Source organism: Vibrio crassostreae (genome assembly GCF_041439375.1).
Taxonomy (GTDB): Bacteria; Pseudomonadota; Gammaproteobacteria; order Enterobacterales; family Vibrionaceae; genus Vibrio; species Vibrio crassostreae_D.
Map to the genome: position 1 here is coordinate 1 of NZ_JBGONY010000026.1, position 18,626 is coordinate 18,626.

16 protein-coding genes are annotated in these 18,626 nt (G+C 43.8%); 9 read left to right on the forward strand and 7 right to left on the reverse strand.

The features are described 5' to 3' along the window. Positions 1–385: 385 nt before the first annotated feature. Positions 386–1,849 carry a hypothetical protein gene (locus ACED45_RS12480; protein WP_146490871.1) on the forward strand — a complete coding sequence of 488 codons (1,464 nt, stop codon included), beginning with the start codon at positions 386–388 and terminating at the stop codon, positions 1,847–1,849. Between the two features lie 121 nt (positions 1,850–1,970). Here ACED45_RS12480 and ACED45_RS12485 read toward each other — a convergent pair whose 3' ends face one another. Further along, entirely contained in the window at positions 1,971–3,602 is a 1,632-nt protein-coding gene (locus ACED45_RS12485) for an NAD(P)/FAD-dependent oxidoreductase (protein WP_146490870.1), read from the reverse strand. Between the two features lie 253 nt (positions 3,603–3,855). Between ACED45_RS12485 and fdxA the strand changes: the two genes are divergently transcribed. Beyond that, positions 3,856–4,179, forward strand: coding sequence for a ferredoxin FdxA (gene fdxA, locus ACED45_RS12490; protein ID WP_010431058.1), 324 nt, complete (start codon positions 3,856–3,858; stop codon positions 4,177–4,179). A 96-nt stretch (positions 4,180–4,275) separates the two neighbouring features. Here the strand turns inward: fdxA and ACED45_RS12495 are convergent, their stop codons facing one another. From ACED45_RS12495 to ACED45_RS12505, 3 genes are all read right to left on the reverse strand, one after another. Continuing rightward, a complete protein-coding gene (locus ACED45_RS12495; protein ID WP_050632922.1) occupies positions 4,276–5,010 on the reverse strand; it encodes an RNA methyltransferase in 735 nt (244 codons plus the stop codon). Between the two features lie 177 nt (positions 5,011–5,187). Next, positions 5,188–6,240 carry an aldo/keto reductase gene (locus ACED45_RS12500; protein WP_371714155.1) on the reverse strand — a complete coding sequence of 351 codons (1,053 nt, stop codon included), beginning with the start codon at positions 6,238–6,240 and terminating at the stop codon, positions 5,188–5,190. Between the two features lie 354 nt (positions 6,241–6,594). After that, on the reverse strand, positions 6,595–6,741 hold the full coding sequence (locus ACED45_RS12505) for a hypothetical protein (protein WP_179946887.1): 147 nt from the start codon (positions 6,739–6,741) through the stop codon (positions 6,595–6,597). 350 nt (positions 6,742–7,091) lie between these two features. Between ACED45_RS12505 and pepT the strand changes: the two genes are divergently transcribed. From pepT to ACED45_RS12520, 3 genes are all read left to right on the forward strand, one after another. Next, entirely contained in the window at positions 7,092–8,324 is a 1,233-nt protein-coding gene (pepT, locus tag ACED45_RS12510) for a peptidase T (RefSeq protein ID WP_371714156.1), read from the forward strand. A 76-nt stretch (positions 8,325–8,400) separates the two neighbouring features. Further along, positions 8,401–8,868: a DM13 domain-containing protein gene (locus ACED45_RS12515; RefSeq protein ID WP_371714157.1), complete on the forward strand. Its 468-nt coding sequence runs from the start codon at positions 8,401–8,403 to the stop codon at positions 8,866–8,868. A gap of 151 nt (positions 8,869–9,019) precedes the next feature. After that, on the forward strand, positions 9,020–9,862 hold the full coding sequence (locus ACED45_RS12520; protein ID WP_061016542.1) for a mechanosensitive ion channel family protein: 843 nt from the start codon (positions 9,020–9,022) through the stop codon (positions 9,860–9,862). 114 nt (positions 9,863–9,976) lie between these two features. Here the strand turns inward: ACED45_RS12520 and ACED45_RS12525 are convergent, their stop codons facing one another. Beyond that, positions 9,977–10,420 (reverse strand): dCMP deaminase family protein, encoded by a 444-nt coding sequence (locus tag ACED45_RS12525; RefSeq protein ID WP_004737813.1) that lies wholly within the window; start codon positions 10,418–10,420, stop codon positions 9,977–9,979. A 259-nt stretch (positions 10,421–10,679) separates the two neighbouring features. Between ACED45_RS12525 and ACED45_RS12530 the strand changes: the two genes are divergently transcribed. From ACED45_RS12530 to ACED45_RS12540, 3 genes are all read left to right on the forward strand, one after another. Further along, positions 10,680–11,816, forward strand: coding sequence for an efflux RND transporter periplasmic adaptor subunit (locus tag ACED45_RS12530; RefSeq protein ID WP_102393303.1), 1,137 nt, complete (start codon positions 10,680–10,682; stop codon positions 11,814–11,816). A gap of 11 nt (positions 11,817–11,827) precedes the next feature. Continuing rightward, positions 11,828–14,980, forward strand: a complete 3,153-nt coding sequence (locus ACED45_RS12535) for an efflux RND transporter permease subunit (RefSeq protein ID WP_371714158.1) — start codon at positions 11,828–11,830, stop codon at positions 14,978–14,980. A 334-nt stretch (positions 14,981–15,314) separates the two neighbouring features. Continuing rightward, the gene (locus ACED45_RS12540; protein ID WP_017059493.1) at positions 15,315–16,001 is read left to right on the forward strand and encodes a MaoC family dehydratase; all 687 of its coding nucleotides are present in this window, start codon (positions 15,315–15,317) and stop codon (positions 15,999–16,001) included. Positions 16,002–16,078: 77 nt separating this feature from the next. Here ACED45_RS12540 and ACED45_RS12545 read toward each other — a convergent pair whose 3' ends face one another. Further along, positions 16,079–16,894 (reverse strand): phosphate ABC transporter substrate-binding protein, encoded by an 816-nt coding sequence (locus tag ACED45_RS12545; protein ID WP_017064361.1) that lies wholly within the window; start codon positions 16,892–16,894, stop codon positions 16,079–16,081. 253 nt (positions 16,895–17,147) lie between these two features. On the opposite strand from ACED45_RS12545, the gene ACED45_RS12550 reads away from it, so the two are divergent. Beyond that, complete coding sequence (locus ACED45_RS12550; protein ID WP_017059495.1) at positions 17,148–17,510, forward strand: DUF3024 domain-containing protein; 363 nt, start codon at positions 17,148–17,150, stop codon at positions 17,508–17,510. Positions 17,511–17,694: 184 nt separating this feature from the next. On the opposite strand, the gene ACED45_RS12555 is transcribed toward ACED45_RS12550, so the two are convergent. Continuing rightward, the gene (locus ACED45_RS12555; RefSeq protein WP_371714159.1) at positions 17,695–18,525 is read right to left on the reverse strand and encodes a helix-turn-helix domain-containing protein; all 831 of its coding nucleotides are present in this window, start codon (positions 18,523–18,525) and stop codon (positions 17,695–17,697) included. Between the last annotated feature and the right edge of the window lie 101 nt (positions 18,526–18,626).

Genomic DNA, 18,626 nt, shown 5'->3' on the forward strand with positions numbered 1-18,626 from the left:
TTTGAAAAGCGAAATGTCGCTTAGCTAAGTGTCCAGTCTGACTGGAGCAGATCAACAGAAGTTACTTTGCCCGTTATTTCACGGTAAAGAGAAGGTATCTAACAGTGTTGAAGTTCATGGTGTAGAGATAAATCAAACCGGCTATAGTGATTTTTATAAGCTTTGGATATCTTCAAGCGAGGGGTAATTAATCCACCTTTGAGTTTATGTCTTTCCCCCCTAATTTCTCGCTCATAATGAAAACATGCATGAATTGCCTATCACCCTTTCATGTTTCTTTTGAACACCAATCGTTACTATGACTCAGCATGACTATCAAAGTCATTCTCGGTCATCCCCCAATGACACCCCTACTCATAAATCTATTTCATTAGGATCTAATCGAATGAAACTTAAGCTTATTTCTATCGCACTTATCGCTGGTGGCCTCACGGCTTGTGGCGGAGGAGGCGGTGGTAGCAGCAGTAACAATACGCCAGCACCTCAAACGAAAACCTTACAAGGTGTGGCTATCGATGGTTATATCTCAGGGGCGACTGCGTTTTTAGACATCAACTATAACGGTGTGTTAGATGAAGGTGAGCCTAGTAGTATCACTGACGATGAAGGGAGCTATGAACTATCTTTAACGGGCTCTAATTCAGACTGTATGGATTATGCCCCAATCGTAGTAAATGTGCCTGTCGGCGCCATTGATGCGGATAACCCCAACACGCCGATTACTGAACCTTATCAGCTAGTATTTCCGCCTGTCATGACGGTAAGTTCCGATCAAGAAATTAAGTCTACAACACCACTGACAACCGTTCTATGGAATGAAATTCAAGCCGACTTGTATAAAGGTGGCTTAAACAGTTGCTCTGCCTTAAAGCAAGCCGTGAACACCCAAAATAGCGTTATCCAAAATGTGAAAGAGCATGACTTCCGAATTGCGAACCGATACAACATCGCAGTGGAAGATTTGTATGGTGATTTCGTTAAGAATCAAAATACCGAGCTCTATGAGTTAGCGCAGAAAATGATGCCAGCTATTAAAAAGTCGTATCAAGAGACGAAAGATATTCAAAAAGAGAACCCAAAAGCTCAGCAAGCTTATGTTGATTATTACTGGGAGCATTGGGATTACACTAAGAAGAACGAAATTAATAAGTGGTATAAAGTTAAAACAGTGATGACTGCTGACAAGCTGATTGTTATTGAACATGAAGTGTCCGCTGATTTGCAGACCGAACTGGCGTTAAATAAGCATATTGAGCGTAATAGCCAAAAGAAAAATGGTTTGGAATATGACAAAGAAGCTTGGTTCTCATTGGATAGTGATGGAACGGAATATTCATGTTCGGTGCAAGAGACGATCAAGCAACAGGTTTTGCCTAACTCACTCGCGACCTTTGGTGTGTTGAACCGTGGTTGGTCTAAACAACCTGATTGGGACAGTTGTTCACGTCAAAATGTCGGTGCTGGATTCATGCAAACCTTGTCGGCAGATCTTGTCGGTGACTACAAAGATCAGTTTGCCCAAGTACAAGCGAAATTTAATTTTGAGAATAACGCACCACATCCAGAGTGGGTTAATCTAGGCGATTCATTGGATAGTGTGTCGCGCAGCGACTTTGATACGCTCAACTACCTATCGGTAGATTTTAATGACAACAGTTCCTATGGATCTGACAGCTGGAACAGACATAAGTATGCGTACATTGAAAATACGCCGTTTGATTATACTCAAACGATAACGTCTAGATATTCTCAAGGTAACTGGACTAAAGGTTATTACTACCAAAATGGCACAAGTCGATTTGAGTGTTCAGATGATGGTGTGAACTGGTCAAAAGAGACTTGTAAGTAACGCTGACGAAGTTGTGACTTAATAACTCTAGATACCTTTATGCAATAAAAAATCCAGTGTCTATAAGACACTGGATTTTAGTTTTGCTGACCGTTATATGGCTTCGTTTTATTGAAAGCGCTTAAGCTATCTCTATTTTCTCAGCTTGGTTCTGCTCTACCATTGATAGCGCTAGCGCTTCTGCAGCCTTAATACCATCGATACCAGCAGACAGGATACCGCCTGCGTAGCCTGCACCTTCACCTGCAGGGAAGAAGCCCTTAAGGTTGATGCTTTGGAAGTCTTTGCCACGTTTGATACATACAGGAGAAGACGTGCGAGTTTCAACACCGGTTAGTAGGCCGTCTGGCGTAGAGAAACCTTTGATCTTCTTCTCGAACGCAGGGATTGCTTCACGAATCGCTTCGATAGCAAAATCAGGCAGCGCTTTTGAAATATCAGTCAGGTGGATACCCGGTGTGAACGACGGTTGTACTTCACCGATTGCACTTGGATCGCGACCTTTCAAGAAGTCACCGATTTTCTGAGCAGGGGCATCGTAGTTTTCGCCACCAAGAACGTAAGCTCCGCTTTCTAGTTCACGTTGTAAACGGATACCAGCCAAAGCATCACCTGGGTAATCGCGTTCTGGGTCGATACCAACAACGATTGCGCTGTTTGCGTTACGTTCTGCACGAGAGTATTGGCTCATGCCGTTAGTTACTACGCGGCCTTCTTCAGACGTTGCAGCTACTACAGTACCACCTGGGCACATACAGAAGCTGTATACAGTGCGGCCATTCTTACAGTGGTGAACTAATTTGTAGTCCGCAGCACCTAGGATTGGGTTGCCTGCGTTCTTACCGAAACGAGCTTCATCGATCATCGATTGCTTGTGTTCGATGCGGAAACCAACAGAGAAAGGCTTCGCTTCCATGTAAACGCCACGATCGTACAGCATTTCAAACGTATCTCGTGCACTGTGACCAACAGCCAGTACAACGTGGCGAGATTTGATCTCTTCGCCGTTAGAAAGCGTTAAGCCAGTGATTTGGCCATCTTCCATATGAAGGTCATCTACGCGAGTGCTGAAGCGAATTTCGCCACCTAACTCGATGATAGATGCACGCATTTTCTCGATCATGGTAACCAGTTTGAAGGTACCGATGTGCGGCTTACTTACGTATAGGATCTCTTCTGGTGCACCAGCTGCAACGAACTCTTCGATTACTTTACGGCCGTAGTGTTTTGGATCTTTCACTTGGCTGTAAAGCTTACCGTCAGAGAAGGTACCTGCGCCGCCTTCACCAAACTGAACGTTTGATTCTGTGTTCAGTGTGCGCTTACGCCAGAAACCAAAGGTATCTTTAGTACGTTCACGAACTTCTTTACCACGCTCAACGATGATTGGGTTGAAGCCCATTTGAGCAAGCACTAGGCCAGCGAACAAACCACAAGGGCCAAAGCCGATAACCACAGGGCGTTCAGTTTGGTTTTCAACGGCTTTAGCAACAAACTTGTACTCCATATCAGGAGTTACTTTTACGTGCGGGTCGCTGATGAATTGTTCCAACAACTCAACTTCGTTTTCAACGAGAACATCCAGCGTGTAGATAAGTAAGATCTTTGATTTCTTACGAGCATCGTAGCCACGTTTAAAGATATTAAAAGAGAGTACCTGATCAGAGTTAATACCAAGTTTCGCTTCAATAGCGTCTTGAATAGCAGACTCTTCATGGTCTAGTGGGAGTTTAATTTCGGTTAAACGTATCATTTCGATGTCTCGTTTTTATAGGTGTCTTAGCTAGTTCGTTTCTTTATACAGAGTTTGATGAAAACGCTGATGTTGAAAGAAGCGATAAGCTCACAATGGCGCGCATTTTACGAGAAATTGATTTATCTGTCATACTAATTTGGAAACATGGAGCAAATAGACACGATATTAGAGCCGTATGATGTTGAATTTTGCTTTGGGATGAGTATTATCCCCATTCTTCAATTTTGACTAACTTATAGAGCAGAGCATCATGGCATTTGTCGTAGGCGATAATTGTATTCAATGTAAATACACAGACTGTGTGGCAGTGTGCCCCGCAGATGCGTTCCATGAAGGCCCAAATTTCATGGTAATCAACCCAATCGAATGTATTGATTGTGGTTTATGTGTACCTGAATGTGATGCTCAAGCGATCTTCCAAGAAGATGAGCTACCAGAAGATCAAAAAATCTTTATCGAAGTGAACGCAGAGCTTGCCGAAATCTGGCCGGTACAAACGGAAGTAAAAGCACCAATGGATGACGCTGAGAAGTGGAATGGTGTCGCTGATAAGTTGGCAATGCTAGAAAAGTAATTGTTGAAAAGAACTCAAATAAAAAGGCGTACTGATTTAATCAATACGCCTTTTTTAATATCTGAACACTGTCGATTGGCTAGTTAGCCTAGAGGTCTAGCTATGCTGACGACGCATGTTATCGAGGATGATACCTGTCGCCATCGCTACATTTAGTGACTCTGCGCCACCGAATGCTGGAATCGTAATCTTATCAGTCACGAATTTAGCGGCGTGTTCACGAATACCGTGAGACTCGCTGCCCATCAGCAAAATGCCATTTGCAGTGAAGTCAGTCTTATGAACACTTTCGCCTTCCAAAAATGCACCGTAAACCGGTAGATTCGCTTGCTCTAAGTAAGCTGGTAAGTCAGTTTGACTTACGTGTACTCGGCCAAAGCTGCCCATAGTCGCGCTGATAGTTTTAGGGTTGTATGGGTCTGCGCAGTCGCTGCTCGCAACGATATGCTTGATGCCATACCAGTCTGCTACGCGAATAATCGTACCTAGGTTGCCAGGGTCTGAAACGCCATCAAGTGCAATCATCAGTCCTGTCGCTTCTGGTAGTTCAAACGTTGGGATCTCAACAACCGCAATCGCTGCATTGTTACTTACCAAAGTGCTCGCTTTGGTTAGGTCATCCAGTGAGGCTTCAACACAATCAAACTCAATCAGTGATGCGTGATTTTCAGATAAGAAATCAGCGGTAGCAAAGACGTTCTTCACGACTAAGTCACTATTGAACAGCTCAAGAACGTTCTTTTCACCTTGAACTAGAAATAGGCCGTGGGCTTTACGTTGTTTCTTTTGGCCCAAAGCACGAAGGAGTTTTAATTGGTTTTTTGAAATCATGTTTTTATCCTAGATATAAGCTCGCGCATTATAGAGCAAAGGTTGGGTAACCAAAAGCGTGATGACTCAATGCGATCCACATAAAAAGCAAAAGCAACTCACTTAAAAAAAGAAAAACGCACTAAATAGCGCGCTCTTATGGGGATTTACTTACCTAAGTCTCGCTGAACTGACAGCTTAATACGGAGCAGGATAGCGCTTAAAGATGGTATTGATATCGGTAAGGATCTCTTTTGATAACGGTTTACTGAAAGCGGCAACGTTCTCTTTTAGCTGCTCCATAGTGGTTGCACCAATGATGGTGGACGTCACCCCATCAACTTGATTACACCAAGCCAATGCCAGTTGGCTCGGAGTAAATCCATGAGCATTCGCCACTTCAACATAGCCTTTCACCGCTTCATTGGCAGACTCGGTGTCGCGGAAAATGCCTTTACGTTGCATGTAAGTCCAACGGCTGCCTTCCGGTCTTGCGCCATCGATGTACTTTCCACTCAACATGCCTGCAGCCAAAGGCGACCATGGTAGGTAAGCGACATCTTCATGCACACAATTTTCAATCAGATATGGCCAGTCTTTTGCGTGCAGCAAGCTAAATTCATTCTGAATCGAAACCATACGTGGCAAATCGTGTTTTTCGCTCAGCTTGAGGTAAGTGTTAATGCCCCAAGTGGAATCATCTGAAAGCCCAACATGGCGGATTTTACCCGCCTTAATGCAGCTTGCCAGTGCTTGTAGAATTTCCAGCATCTCAGCTTCATGTTGTTTTCGGTCAATATCACTGAATCGAATGTGATTTGGGAAATGTTTACCAAAGTGTGGTGTTGTGCGATTTGGCCAATGAAGTTGGTAAAGGTCGATATAGTCTGTTTGTAGGCGTTTTAATGATGCATCAACTGCTGCGATCACCGCTTCACCGGTTATAGGGCCTCCATCTCGAACCCAAGGTAGCCCTGGTCCCGCAATTTTGCTCGCAATGAGCAACTCTTGGCGACGCTGTGGATTACGTGATAACCAGTTACCAATGATCGCTTCTGTTTTGCCGTAGGTATCTGGAGAAGGTGGAACCGCGTACATTTCTGCTGTATCGATAAAGTTAATACCTTGGCTTAATGCGTATTCGATCTGTTGGTCGGCTTGCTGTTGCGTATTTTGCAGCCCCCAAGTCATGCTACCAAGACAGATACGGGAAACGGGAATTTGACTACTTCCTAGTTTTGAATATTCCATTGAATTCGGGATTCCTGTGGTTAGGTTCTCTGGTACTCGCATTATAGTTTTGAAAAGAGGGCGAGTGAGGAATGAAAACGAATATGAATTATTAGCACAAAATGACACGACAAGGTATGGCTTGGGGAAGTTTAATGAGTCATTTCTCAGCGTGTGAACTGAGATGGCGATGTAATCGAGTAGCTATAGATACAGGTATAGGCGAAGGTCGGAAAGTAAAAGAGTGCTGATAGGCTGACGCCTGAATAGGGCAAATTGGAAATAGAGAAAGGTCTAAAGACAAAGAGCTCGACATCATAGAGAAGTAGAGCTCTTTATTAGGGGTTCTATAAATACGTTCTGAGTATTATCAAGTTACGAGGTCGCGTTGGTATCGAACCCACCCTGGGTCTGCGCCTGTCTTAGAGCTTCCTGCCTTTGAACTTCTTTCTCAGTTAATACTGGTTGAAGTGTTTCCTCAGAGGCTTGAGGAGAGAAAATGAAATATTTATTAATCGTCATAACAGTGTCTCCGTGTAACGTATGACAGATTTTGCATCAAGGATAAACTGTGATCATCATCCACTTTGTACTTTTTTTGGGCTGAGAGCGAAGGGCGTAGAATGCGTACAAAGCGATCGCTTATCATCCGTATGCAATATTGGAACTGACGAAACCCTCTGTTTTTAAGTATAGGAAGCTCCTCTAATTTCGTACAATAATGATTTAGAGCAATTACATAGATGGTCAGGGGCGTAAGATGAAAAACCTCGCTGCTGACTCTGTGTTCGTATTTTTCTAAAAATACATCATTTATTTACGTTAATAATTAAGTCAGTAAATCAATTACTTAATCCATGGTGAGATAAATTATGGAAAATCTTGTAGAACGTTTTCTGAATTACGTTACTTTTGATACCAAATCCGATCCTTCTAATCAGCAATGCCCAAGTTCACCGGGTCAAATTACCTTTGCTGAAGCCTTAAAGTTAGAATTGGTTGCATTAGACTTAGTTGATGTGTCTTTAGATGAAAATGGGTATTTGATGGCGAAGCTGCCTTCTAATGTTGATTATCCTGTGCCGGCTATTGGTTTTGTGGCGCACATGGATACCGCTCCTGATGCATCAGGTGCCAACGTGAAACCACAAGTGATTAAAGATTACCGAGGTGGAACGATTGAATTAGGTGAAAGTGGCGAGAGTTTGAACCCAAGCCAATACCCAGACCTGGATAGTTTGCATGGTCATGATCTTATCACTACTGATGGCACGACTCTGCTTGGTGCCGACAACAAAGCGGGCATCGCTGAAATCATCAGCGCGATTGCTTACCTGAAAGCGAATCCTGACATCAAACACGGCGATATTTGTATTGGTTTTACGCCAGATGAAGAGATTGGGCGTGGTGCGAACCTGTTTGATGTTGAGAAGTTTGGTGCTGAATGGGCGTATACCATTGATGGCGGCCCAGTCGGTGAGTTGGAGTTTGAGAACTTTAATGCCACAAGTGCTGATGTTATCTGCCACGGCGTAAACGTTCACCCAGGTACCGCAAAAGGTAAAATGGTGAACTCGATGAACATTGCGGCGCAATTCCAATTGATGATGCCAGCGCAAGAAACACCTGAATGCACAGAAGGCTATGAAGGTTTCTACCACCTGAAATCGGCTGAAATGGGCGTCGCTCGCTCTGAATTGGGTTATATCATCCGTGATTTTGAGCGTGAAGGCGTAGAAGCACGTAAAGCATTCATGCAGCAAAAAGTGGATGAATTGAATGAGCGCTTAGAGAAAGGCCATGTTGAGTTGGTACTGACTGATAGCTACTTCAACATGAAAGAGATGGTTGAACCTCATCAGCATATTATTGAGTTGGCTAAGCAAGCGATGATTGAGTGCGACGTTGAGCCTATGATCAAACCTATCCGCGGTGGTACTGACGGCGCTCGCTTATCTTTCATGGGACTACCGTGTCCGAATATCTTTACTGGTGGCTACAACTTCCACGGTATTCATGAGTTCATTACCATTCAAGGCATGGAGCAAGCGGTAAAAGTAATTGTCGAATTGTCTCAACGTACGGCAACTCATTACCAAAAATAGAACATTAGAGCGTTATATCTCTTTGTATTTTTGAGAGTATTCAATAATACTCTCTTTAAGTATAAGGGAGTACGCGATGAAAAAGTTAGTTTTACTTTGCACCCACTTAGCCGTGGGTGCTGTTGGTTTTGGGCTTGGTGTTTATGCGCTACCTATTTTGATTGAGCCTGATTCTCCTTCCTCAAGTTCCGTCGAAGCGATCAGTCAGCAGGCTATCTACACAGGTGAGTTTACCAAAGACCGAGAAGACAGTGATTTCTTGCATTGGGGAGAAGGCATCGTCTCTGTATCTGAAAGTGCGATTGCTTTTGAGGGCGAACTGGCGCCGGGACCAGACTACAAGATCTACCTCTCGCCTAAGTTTATTGAAACCGAACAAGCTTTTAATGACAGTAAGAACGAGTTACTCAGAGTTGGAGATGTGAAAACATTCGACCGTTTTATGGTTGAGCTGCCTGAAGATATTGATCTTAATCGATTTAATACCGTTGTGATTTGGTGTGAAACTTTTGGCCAATTTATTACTTCTGCCCAGATAAAATGATAGCCTTAGCTAGGCTGGTACCAGAATGAACACGAGCGCTCCGGAGTTGAGCGCTTTTTCATAGCTCTGATATTAGCGGCTTTCTTGTAAAGCTAATCGTTGTAAAGCTAACTGTTGTAAAGCTAACTGTTGTAATGCTAAGGATTAAGTAATGGAAAAAGTGTGGCAAGTAATAGATTTCCTACTCGCTCATAAGTTTATTTTTAGTGCGTTGATTATCACTATTATTTTGATCATTCGCCGAATCACCTTGTCTCAAATAAGAGGTGATGTTGCTTTCCTTAGCGAAGACCAACGTAACTGGATGTCACGAACCAAAAACGGCACATTCGCGATTATTGTTGTGACGTTATTTGTGTTGTGGAAATCCGAAATCAGTGAGTTTGCACTGTCAGTTACGGCCATAGCGGTTGCTATAGTCGTCGCATCTAAAGAGATCATATTGTGCTTCACAGGTTCTATTCAGCGTGCGAGTTCTCGTTCATTTAGAATTGGTGACTGGATTGAGGTGGGTAAAATCAGCGGTGAGGTGATTGAGCACAATTTGATGGCGACTGTGATTCAAGAAATAGATTTGTATCATGGGCAATATCATTTCACTGGCAAGACTGCCACGCTACCCAATAGCATGTTCTTCACTTATCCGGTAAAGAACCTCAACTTCATGAAGCGCTATGTTTACCATAACTTTGTTGTGACGGTGAAAGACTTTGTAAACCTATACCCTATGGTGCCGGGTCTTATTGTGAAAATTGAAGAGCATTGCGAAGAGTTTATCGATGTTGCCCGCCGTTATAACGGAGTGATCGAAAAGCACGCTGGTGTTGACCTTCCTGGTTCTGAGCCTCACATCCATATCACGAGCAGTTCGACGGGTGAGCAAGAAGTACATTTTATGATCTTCTGCCCGACCGAAAAAGCGATTCATTTAGAGCAAGACATTCGCAAGGACTTTATGGAAGCGTACGCGGAGGAGTTTCCAACGAGCGCTTAATTTGCTTATCGGTCTATTGCGACTAAGCTACAGCGTCCAAACTATAAGTCCAAAAAAGAAAGCCGAGAGCGATAATATCGACTCTCGGCTTTTTTGTTCTAGCTATCTAATAGCTTAATCTAGGTCAGCGAGTGGCAGCCAATCGACTTGCACGCCAGCTTGCTCAAACATATCTTGGCTAACTTTGATTTTATCACCCCAGCGAGAAAGGAAATCTTCACTTTGCTCTGGGCAATGTACTGCTGAAATTCCTGTTTGAATGATTTTTGCTGCACAGTTCGGACAAGGGAAGTGGGTTACCCATATTTCACAACTGTCCAAATCACGCTTAGCGAATAGAATCGCATTTTCTTCAGCGTGAAGTGTCTTTAGGTACTTCATCTCTCTGTCATCAGTATCCGCACTATCAGACACGCCATGTGGGTAGCCATTAAAGCCAACGGAAACAATACGGTTGTGCTTAGTGATTACGGCGCCGACTTGAGTTGAAGGATCTTTACTCCAAGAACCGACCAATTCCGCCATTTGATAGAAACGTTTAGCCCATTTTGAAATCATGAGAATTCCTTAACAATTAAATGTGAATGCTTATCTGTCTGACAATACATTATGTTAGACAATATCCATAGAGAACAAAAGCTGAGAGGTTGATTTACTTAGGAATTGTAGCGTGTTTGTAATCACTTTATAAGCACTTGGTTTCAATTAACATATTGATACACTTTGACTAGTTATAATTGATATTCCTCGGACAATGGTAACGAGTGTGTTACGTAAATTTTATGCTGTTCAAATACTAATAAGTGACGGTATAACCATGCGTAAAAAGTTGATCCTTACGGCTCTTGCAAGCTCTCTTATTCTTGCTGGATGTGGGCAAGATGCTCAAAATGCTAAGCAAGCGCCTTTACCTCTCGTAGCTGTACAGGATGTTAGCGTTGTTTCTCACCAGCAAAGTAAGTCGTACATCGGTCGTATTGAAGCCGTTGAAGACACGGCTATCACAGCGCAAGTTTCGGGCTATCTACAAAGCCGTCATTTCAATGAAGGTCAAATGGTCGAAAAGGGCCAGCTGCTATATTCCATTGAGCCATCTTCGTTTGAAGCTGAAGTTGCAAGCGCAAAAGCGTCTGTTGCTCAAGCAAACGCGAACCTTAAGAAAGCCGAGCTTGATTTTAACCGTGGTAAAAACCTACTTCCGAAAGGCAGTATTTCTCAATCAGAATTCGATGCATTAACGGCAAACTTATTAGGCTCTCAAGCACAGCTTGAAGCCAGCCAAGCTCAGTTAAACGCCGCGAATGTCCAACTTTCTCATACCAAAATTATCGCGCCTTTCTCTGGAAGAATCAGTGACACTAAAGTAAGTAAAGGTGATCTGGTTTCACCGTCTTCAGGTGTATTGACGACTTTGGTTAGCCTAGATCCAATTCATGCATCGTTCAGCATTAGTGAGCGTGAGCGTATTGAGCTGGGTATGGACCGTATTGAAGGTGACGGCAGCAGCGACTCTGCAGGTGTTGAAGTTCAGATTATGCTTGAGAATGGTGAAGCGTTTGAACACCTAGGTCAGCTCGATTTTTTGGGTAACCGTATCAATCTCAATACCGGTACGATCGCGATGCGCGCAATCGCTGATAATCCGAATCAACGATTACTTCCTGGTCAACACGTTCGTGTGGATCTACGTGAAAAGCAATCTATTGATGTTGTGACTATCCCACGCCGAGCAGTACAAACCGACCTAGAAGGCGACTTTGTGATGGTACTGGTTGAAGGTGAAGCGGCACCAGTTGCTGAGCGCAGAAACATCGAGATGGGTCGTCAGGTTGAAGGTGGTGTAATTGTTCATTCTGGATTAGAGAAGAACGACTCAGTCATCACTCAAGGCTTACAGCGTGTCCGTAATGGTATGTCCGTTCGCATTCAACCTTCTGCTGAACAAGCTGAGTAAGGGGGCTATTTATGTTGAGTCGTTTCTTTATTCAAAGGCCTAAGTTTGCCCTTGTTATATCCATCATATTAACGCTGGCGGGTGCGATTTCTCTCGCTATCTTGCCGGTGGCTGAATATCCAAAAATTAGCCCACCGTCGGTCAGTGTGTCTGCATTCTATACGGGCGCAAGTGCTGAAGTGGTGGAGCAGGCGATAGCCGACCCCATAGAAACGTCGGTTAACGGCGTAGAAGATATGATCTACATGTCCTCTAAAAGTGCTAACGATGGTTCATACAACCTTAACGTGACCTTTGATGTCGGTACTGATGCTGATATGGCTCAGGTCAACGTGCAGAACCGTGTTGCTCAGATCGAATCGAAACTTCCACAAGAAGTAAGAATGGTGGGTGTAACGGTCAAGAAGCGTTCTCCTGACTTGCTGATGGTATTGAACTTCTACTCGCCGAACGGAGAGTATGACGATCAATTCTTGATCAACTACGTGAACTTGAACATTAAAGACCAATTGGCCCGTGTAAAGGGTATCAGTGAAGTTAACGTATTGGGTGGTGGCGAATACGCGATGCGTGTTTGGTTAGACCCTGAGAAAATGGCTAACCTCAATATAACCACCTCTGATGTGAATCGCGCCTTGGCTGAACAGAACGTTCAGGTAGCGGCTGGTCGTATTGGTGCTGCACCTTACAACAACGCACAAGAAGTGCAGTTCAACTTGGTAACCAAAGGCCGACTAGAAACGGCTGATGAGTTTGAAAATGTTGTACTTCGTGCAAACCAAGATGGTTCAACGGTTTATTTAAAAGACGTTTCACGCGTTGAGCTTGGTAAAAAGTTCTACGATGGCAATGGTAAATACCGTGGTCAAGACGCTTCAATCGTAACGTTGTCACTTCAATCAGACGCTAACGCGCTGGAAAGTGGTAAAGCGGTGATGGCGATGCTGGATAATTTAGGCAAAAATTTCCCTGAAGGCGTTGCTTATGAGGCGAGTTATGACACGACACTCTTCGTTGCAGAGTCGATCAAAGGCGTAGTAAAAACGCTAATTGAAGCGATCTTACTGGTTATCGCGGTAACGTATCTGTTCTTAGGTAGTGCGCGTGCGACTTTGATTCCAGTGGTTGCGATTCCTGTATCTTTGATTGGTACTTTTGCGGTCATGCAGATGACAGGCTTTACCATCAACACGGTGACTCTATTTGGTTTGATATTGGCGATTGGTATCGTAGTAGATGATGCGATCTTGGTTATCGAGAACGTTGATACCACGATGGCCAAAGACCCAACGATCTCACCGCGTAAAGCCACGCTTATTGCGATGAAAGAAGTAACGGGGCCGATCATTACGTCGACCTTGGTTCTACTTGCGGTATTCATCCCTGTTGCAATGCTTCCTGGTATTACTGGCATCATGTACCGTCAGTTCGCTCTGACTATCTGTATTGCGGTTGTTATCTCTTCAATTAACGCATTAACGCTATCACCTGCATTGTGTTCACTGGTTCTTAAGCAGGGTGGTGGTAACACGGCGCGTTGGTACCAAGCATTTAACCGTGGTCTAGAGTCTGTTACTAACAAATACGGTCAAGTGGCTGGCTTCTTAGTTAAGAAAGGCGTTCTGCTGTTCACTTTCTTCTTTGTGGCTTTGGCGGCTGTGACTTATTTTGCGAAGACAACGTCTACGGCGTTTGTACCTCAAGAAGATAAAGGCATTTGGCTGGTTAACGTTCAGCTTCCTGACGCGGCATCCTTGTCTCGAACCGAAGAAGTGACTAAGCAGCTGCTTGAAATGGTTGAACAAGAGCCGGGTGTTGATGGCGTAACACTGGTTAACGGCTACGCATTTATGACAGGCGCTTCTGCTTCGAATGGTGCGTCGATGTTCATCAAGCTCCACGATTGGGAGATGCGTAACGCACTGGATGGTCAACATTCTGCGCAAGCAATTTCGCAACGTATTAATGGCCGAGCAGCCACTGAATTACCTCAAGCTATCGTGTTTGCAATGGGACCTCCAGCAGTACCAGGTATGGGTGCAGCGTCTGGATTTGAGTTTGTTCTAGAAGATACATTAGGTCGTAGCCGTACTGATCTAGCGATGGTTATGAATGACGTGATTGCTGAGGCCACTAAACAGCCTGAGATATCACATACCTTCAGTACCTTCCGTGCCAATGTACCTCATTACTATGTCGACATTGACCGCGAGAAAGCGCAGCAACTTGGTATTCCGTTGTCGGAAATCTTCCAAACATTACAAGGTAACCTAGGTTCTCTGTATGTGAATGATTTCACCATGTTTGGTAAGAACTTCCGTGTCACCATGCAAGCTGACAGTGAACACCGTAGCAGCATGGATGACCTACAACGATTCCACGTGCGTTCGTCTAATGGCGAGATGATCCCGTTAAGCACATTGGTGACTTACGACCAGATCTTCGAACCAGATGTAGCATGGCGTTACAACATGTACCGCAGTGCCGTGATTCAAGGTCAACCTGCAGAAGGTTACTCAAGTGGTGATGCGATTGCGGCAATGGAACGCGTAGCTGCAGAAGTATTGCCTCAGGGGTATCAGTACGAATGGACAGGCATGGCTTACCAAGAAGTACTAGCAGGTAACCAAGCGATCTTTGCTTTCGCACTGGCTCTGATCTTCATCTACCTGTTTATGGTGGCTCAATACGAGAGTTGGACAATTCCGATTGCGATTATCCTCGTGGTACCTGTCGCAACCTTAGGCTCCTTCTTGGCATTGAATCTAACGGGCACTCCGCTGAACCTTTATGCACAAATAGGTTTGGTTCTCTTGATAGCCTTGGCCGCGAAGAACGCAATCTTGATTGTGGAATTCGCAAAGGTTGAGCGTGAAGAGAAAGACGCACCGATTGAAGATGCGGCGGTGAAGGGCGGTACTTTACGTTTCCGTGCTGTGAACATGACGTCTTGGTCGTTCATCTTAGGTATCTTCCCGCTTATCTTTGCTGCGGGCGCAGGTCACGTGAGTCAGAACTCTTTGGGTATTTCACTGATCGGCGGCCTGTTATGTGTGTTACTGGCGGGTACGTTCCTAATCCCTGGCTTCTACGCATTCGTGCAACGTAAGCGTGAGAAAGCACACGGTGGTAATACCAAGCTGGTTCCGCTTGATGACGAATAGGGGATTGAGTGTCTTGTAAGATTCGTCTCTTACAAGACCAACCCTTGGGAAATTAATTCCTTGTAAAAACTAAGGCTTAGCATTGCGCTAAGCCTTTTTTTATTCTACTGATGAATAAAAACGCCTTTTATATAAACAAATGTTTGTTATGTGATAGAGCTAACACTCTAATTTGGGTTTTGTAATAAAATGATGTTTTATTGGTAAGTGTATGTTTAATATGGTTTTAACAAGGTTCAGCTAACGGTTGTATGCTCGAAAACATTTGCACAATAGTGTGAAGTGTTTCAAAATTACGAAGTTATATTGAAATTTTCTGTGCATTGAGGTTCTTATGAAAGTCATTGATTTATTTAAACACCGAGGCGATAGCATGTCTTCGCAACACTCAGAGTTTATGCAATGGATGTCTCCAGCTCTTAGAGATTACTGGGGCGACTTTCTTAATCGTACGCAAAATAGCCATTTCTTTGCGTGGGTTCGTGATCACCACAAACCTGCTGTCAATGAAGATGCACCAGAGATGCCGGTGGAACAGCCGATCGTACTTAAGCCAGAAGCACAACTTGTGTTTGATGAGCTTAATCAACAGATCGGTGAAGTCATCCATACTGGCGACTGGATCAATGTAAGTCAAGACCGTATTAACCAGTTCGGCCTTGTTACTGAAGATATGCAGTGGATTCACACTGAGCCTGAAAAAGCGGAAACAGACTCTCCGTTCAAAACAACCATCGCACATGGTTTTTTAACTTTATCTCTGCTTCCTCGATTGACTGACAGTGTTGACCCTGACAAGTCTCAATTCCCAACAGCGAAGATGGTCGTAAACATTGGTCTTAACCAAGTACGTTTCCCATACCCTGTTAAATCGGGCAGTAATGTTCGTGCTAAAAGTACGCTAACAAAAGTAACGCCAATTAAGAAAGGCCTAGAGATTGAACGTGAAATTCGCGTCGAAATCGAAGGTATTCGTCGTCCTGGCGCTGTGATCGTTTCAGTGATTCAACTTCACTTCTAAACGAACCATATAGATTCCAAAAAAAAAGAGAGAGCTTAATGCTCTCTCTTTTTTTTCATAAGATAAAACTCACTCACTTATTTAATGCGAGTGTAGCCGTACTCTTCGATAAGGTCTTGCCCTTGCTTTGACTTCACGAACTTGATGAAGTCTTTGCTCTCGTCAGAAACTGAGTCTGTCTTATGCAGCAACAAGAATGGGCGAGCCAATTCATAGCTGTGGTTAGCAATGTTCTTAGATGTTGGCTCTACGCCTTCAAATGTAATTGCTTTAATCGAACGGTCGATTGAACCAACAGAGATAAAACCAATCGCGTGTGGGTTATGGTTAACAATCGTTTTAACCATGCTGTTGCTGTTTACAACCAAGTTATTTGGGTTGATGTCAGACACTAGACGGTCATTAATGATCTTCGTTAAACCAAGCAAGCTTTCGAAGCTATAGCGTGAGCCAGAAGACGCTTCGCGAGTGACAACTGCGATAGGCTGATCTGCGCCACCCACAGCTTTCCAGTTCGTGATTTTGCCTTTGTAGATATCGAACAGCTGCTCACGTGTAACGTTGCTTACAGCGTTTGAGCGGTTAGTTACTACAGCTAGGCCGTCAAAGGCAATTGGAAAGACCTTCAACTTCTCGTCTTGTTCGCGGTCGGTTAAATAACGCGAGCTCATACCGATGTCAGAGACACCTTTATTAACCATGGTAATACCTGCTGTAGAACCAATGCCCTGAACCGCAATATAGTTATCAGGGTGAGTCTTGTTGTACTCCTCAGCTAACACATCCATCACTCGTGATACTGAAGTGGAGCCCGAAATAGTGGTTTCTTGTGCTAAAGCAGCATGAGAAGACAGGGCTAAGGATAAAAGAGAGGCAAGCGCGACTCGTAACATAAACAACTCCTAGTTAATAACATTTGTCGCATATGATAGGTCGGTTATATGACACTTTTGTGAAATTCCATACTCTCGATGTATAGCTGTTCGCTTGATGAGTCGTTGCTTTCTGGGTTTCCGAAAGCAAGATTCGTTTCTGGGAGCAGGGCAGGTATTTTGATTACGCTTGTTCGCTAAAATGTTTGTTGAGTCCTAAGCTAAGTAGAGGAATTCACTACTTAGAAGTTTCTATGAAGTTACAAGGGGTGTTATGTCCGTCATTCATATCGAGCTGAATCGTCTTTTAATTGGGGCCGAGAGGCTCTGTACATCTCGAAATCGAAGTTTACCTGTCGAGCTAGGCAAATCCCTATATGAAGAGTGTGAGGGTGGTGTGCTGTTTTCTCAGGCGCATTATCTACTCGACTCATCTCACAGTGATTATACAAACGAGATCGTCTGCGTGACTTTTGATGAGTCGCTGTCTTGTTGGTTAGTGATGGTGCCGCTTGAAGGGGATGTCGAAACCGACTCTGTGAATTGGGGGCCGTATCCGTACCTTCCTAAATCGAAGGATCTTGATGCTATTTTGGCGGAAATAGAAAAAGACCCTAAATCGTACTTCTGGTCATAGTCACTCTGTTTTCACGTTTGCTGGTGGCCTGCTCGCAAAGCTGAATCAATGAGTATCAAAACTCAACCACTGAATCCCAAAGCCAAATCATCTCATCCCACACCCAAGTGGCTTAATATTGAAGCCACTTGGTTTACACCAGTTCCCAACTAAGACGTCCACATCAATCTATCGCTTTGTTTCTTTAAACTTGCGGCTTTACGCTCTGCAGTTGTGCTTGTGCCACTAGCGATCGGAAGTCTTTTGGTGTCTTACCATGATAAGTTTTGAAGGCAGTACTAAAGTGAGCAGCACTTTTAAAACCGGATTCATAGGCTATTTGAGTGATCGACTTGCTCGAGGTTCTTAGCTGTGTAGCCGCATGAGCAATACGCTTTATTTTCAGAAGGTTTGAGAACGACAAGTCTTCAGCAGATAAGCGGCGTTTAAGCGTTGCGGGTGACATTCCCATATAACTGGCTAGTGTATCTAAAGAGATATTATTTTCGATGTTTTGTTCGATGTAATGAATGACCTTTTGTGTCACGGTTAATCTAGAAGCTCGAGCAATAATGACTAATAAAGCTGGATGCTGTTCTACCATTAGCGACAACAATCCTAAGCCAAGTTGAGTGAGTGCGTAGTCATTCTGAGGCGAAGAACTAACAAGTGACATGATGAGCTCTTTCAACTGGCAGATCTCGGTGTCGGTTTGATTGAACTTTATGTACTTGTCTGGAATTCTTGTGGATTCTAGATCGCTGAATTGGTTGATAAACTTCTGAAAAATAGCCAAATCGAAATCTAAGCAGGTTGCGCTAAATTCGCCATTTTCAGTGTTAACTGTGATGTCTTTAATCTGACCAGAATTGTAAAGTGTGAAATCGCTCGCTTGTAACGAGGCTTCAGTGCCATTGGGTAGCACGAAAGAAATGCTGCCCTTCGATACCATGAAGATACCGTTTTTAGAGGCAGGATAACGTTCTCGTCTCCTGGGAATGAAGTTTCGGAATTGAGTAACTGTAATTGATGACATAGTGCGCTTCTTTGACGTTGTAAATTGATTGCTTATTGATTGTTTTTTTAAGTATTGTTTAAGCATGAGACATTTACAAAAAAGGCGCTAATAATTAGCGC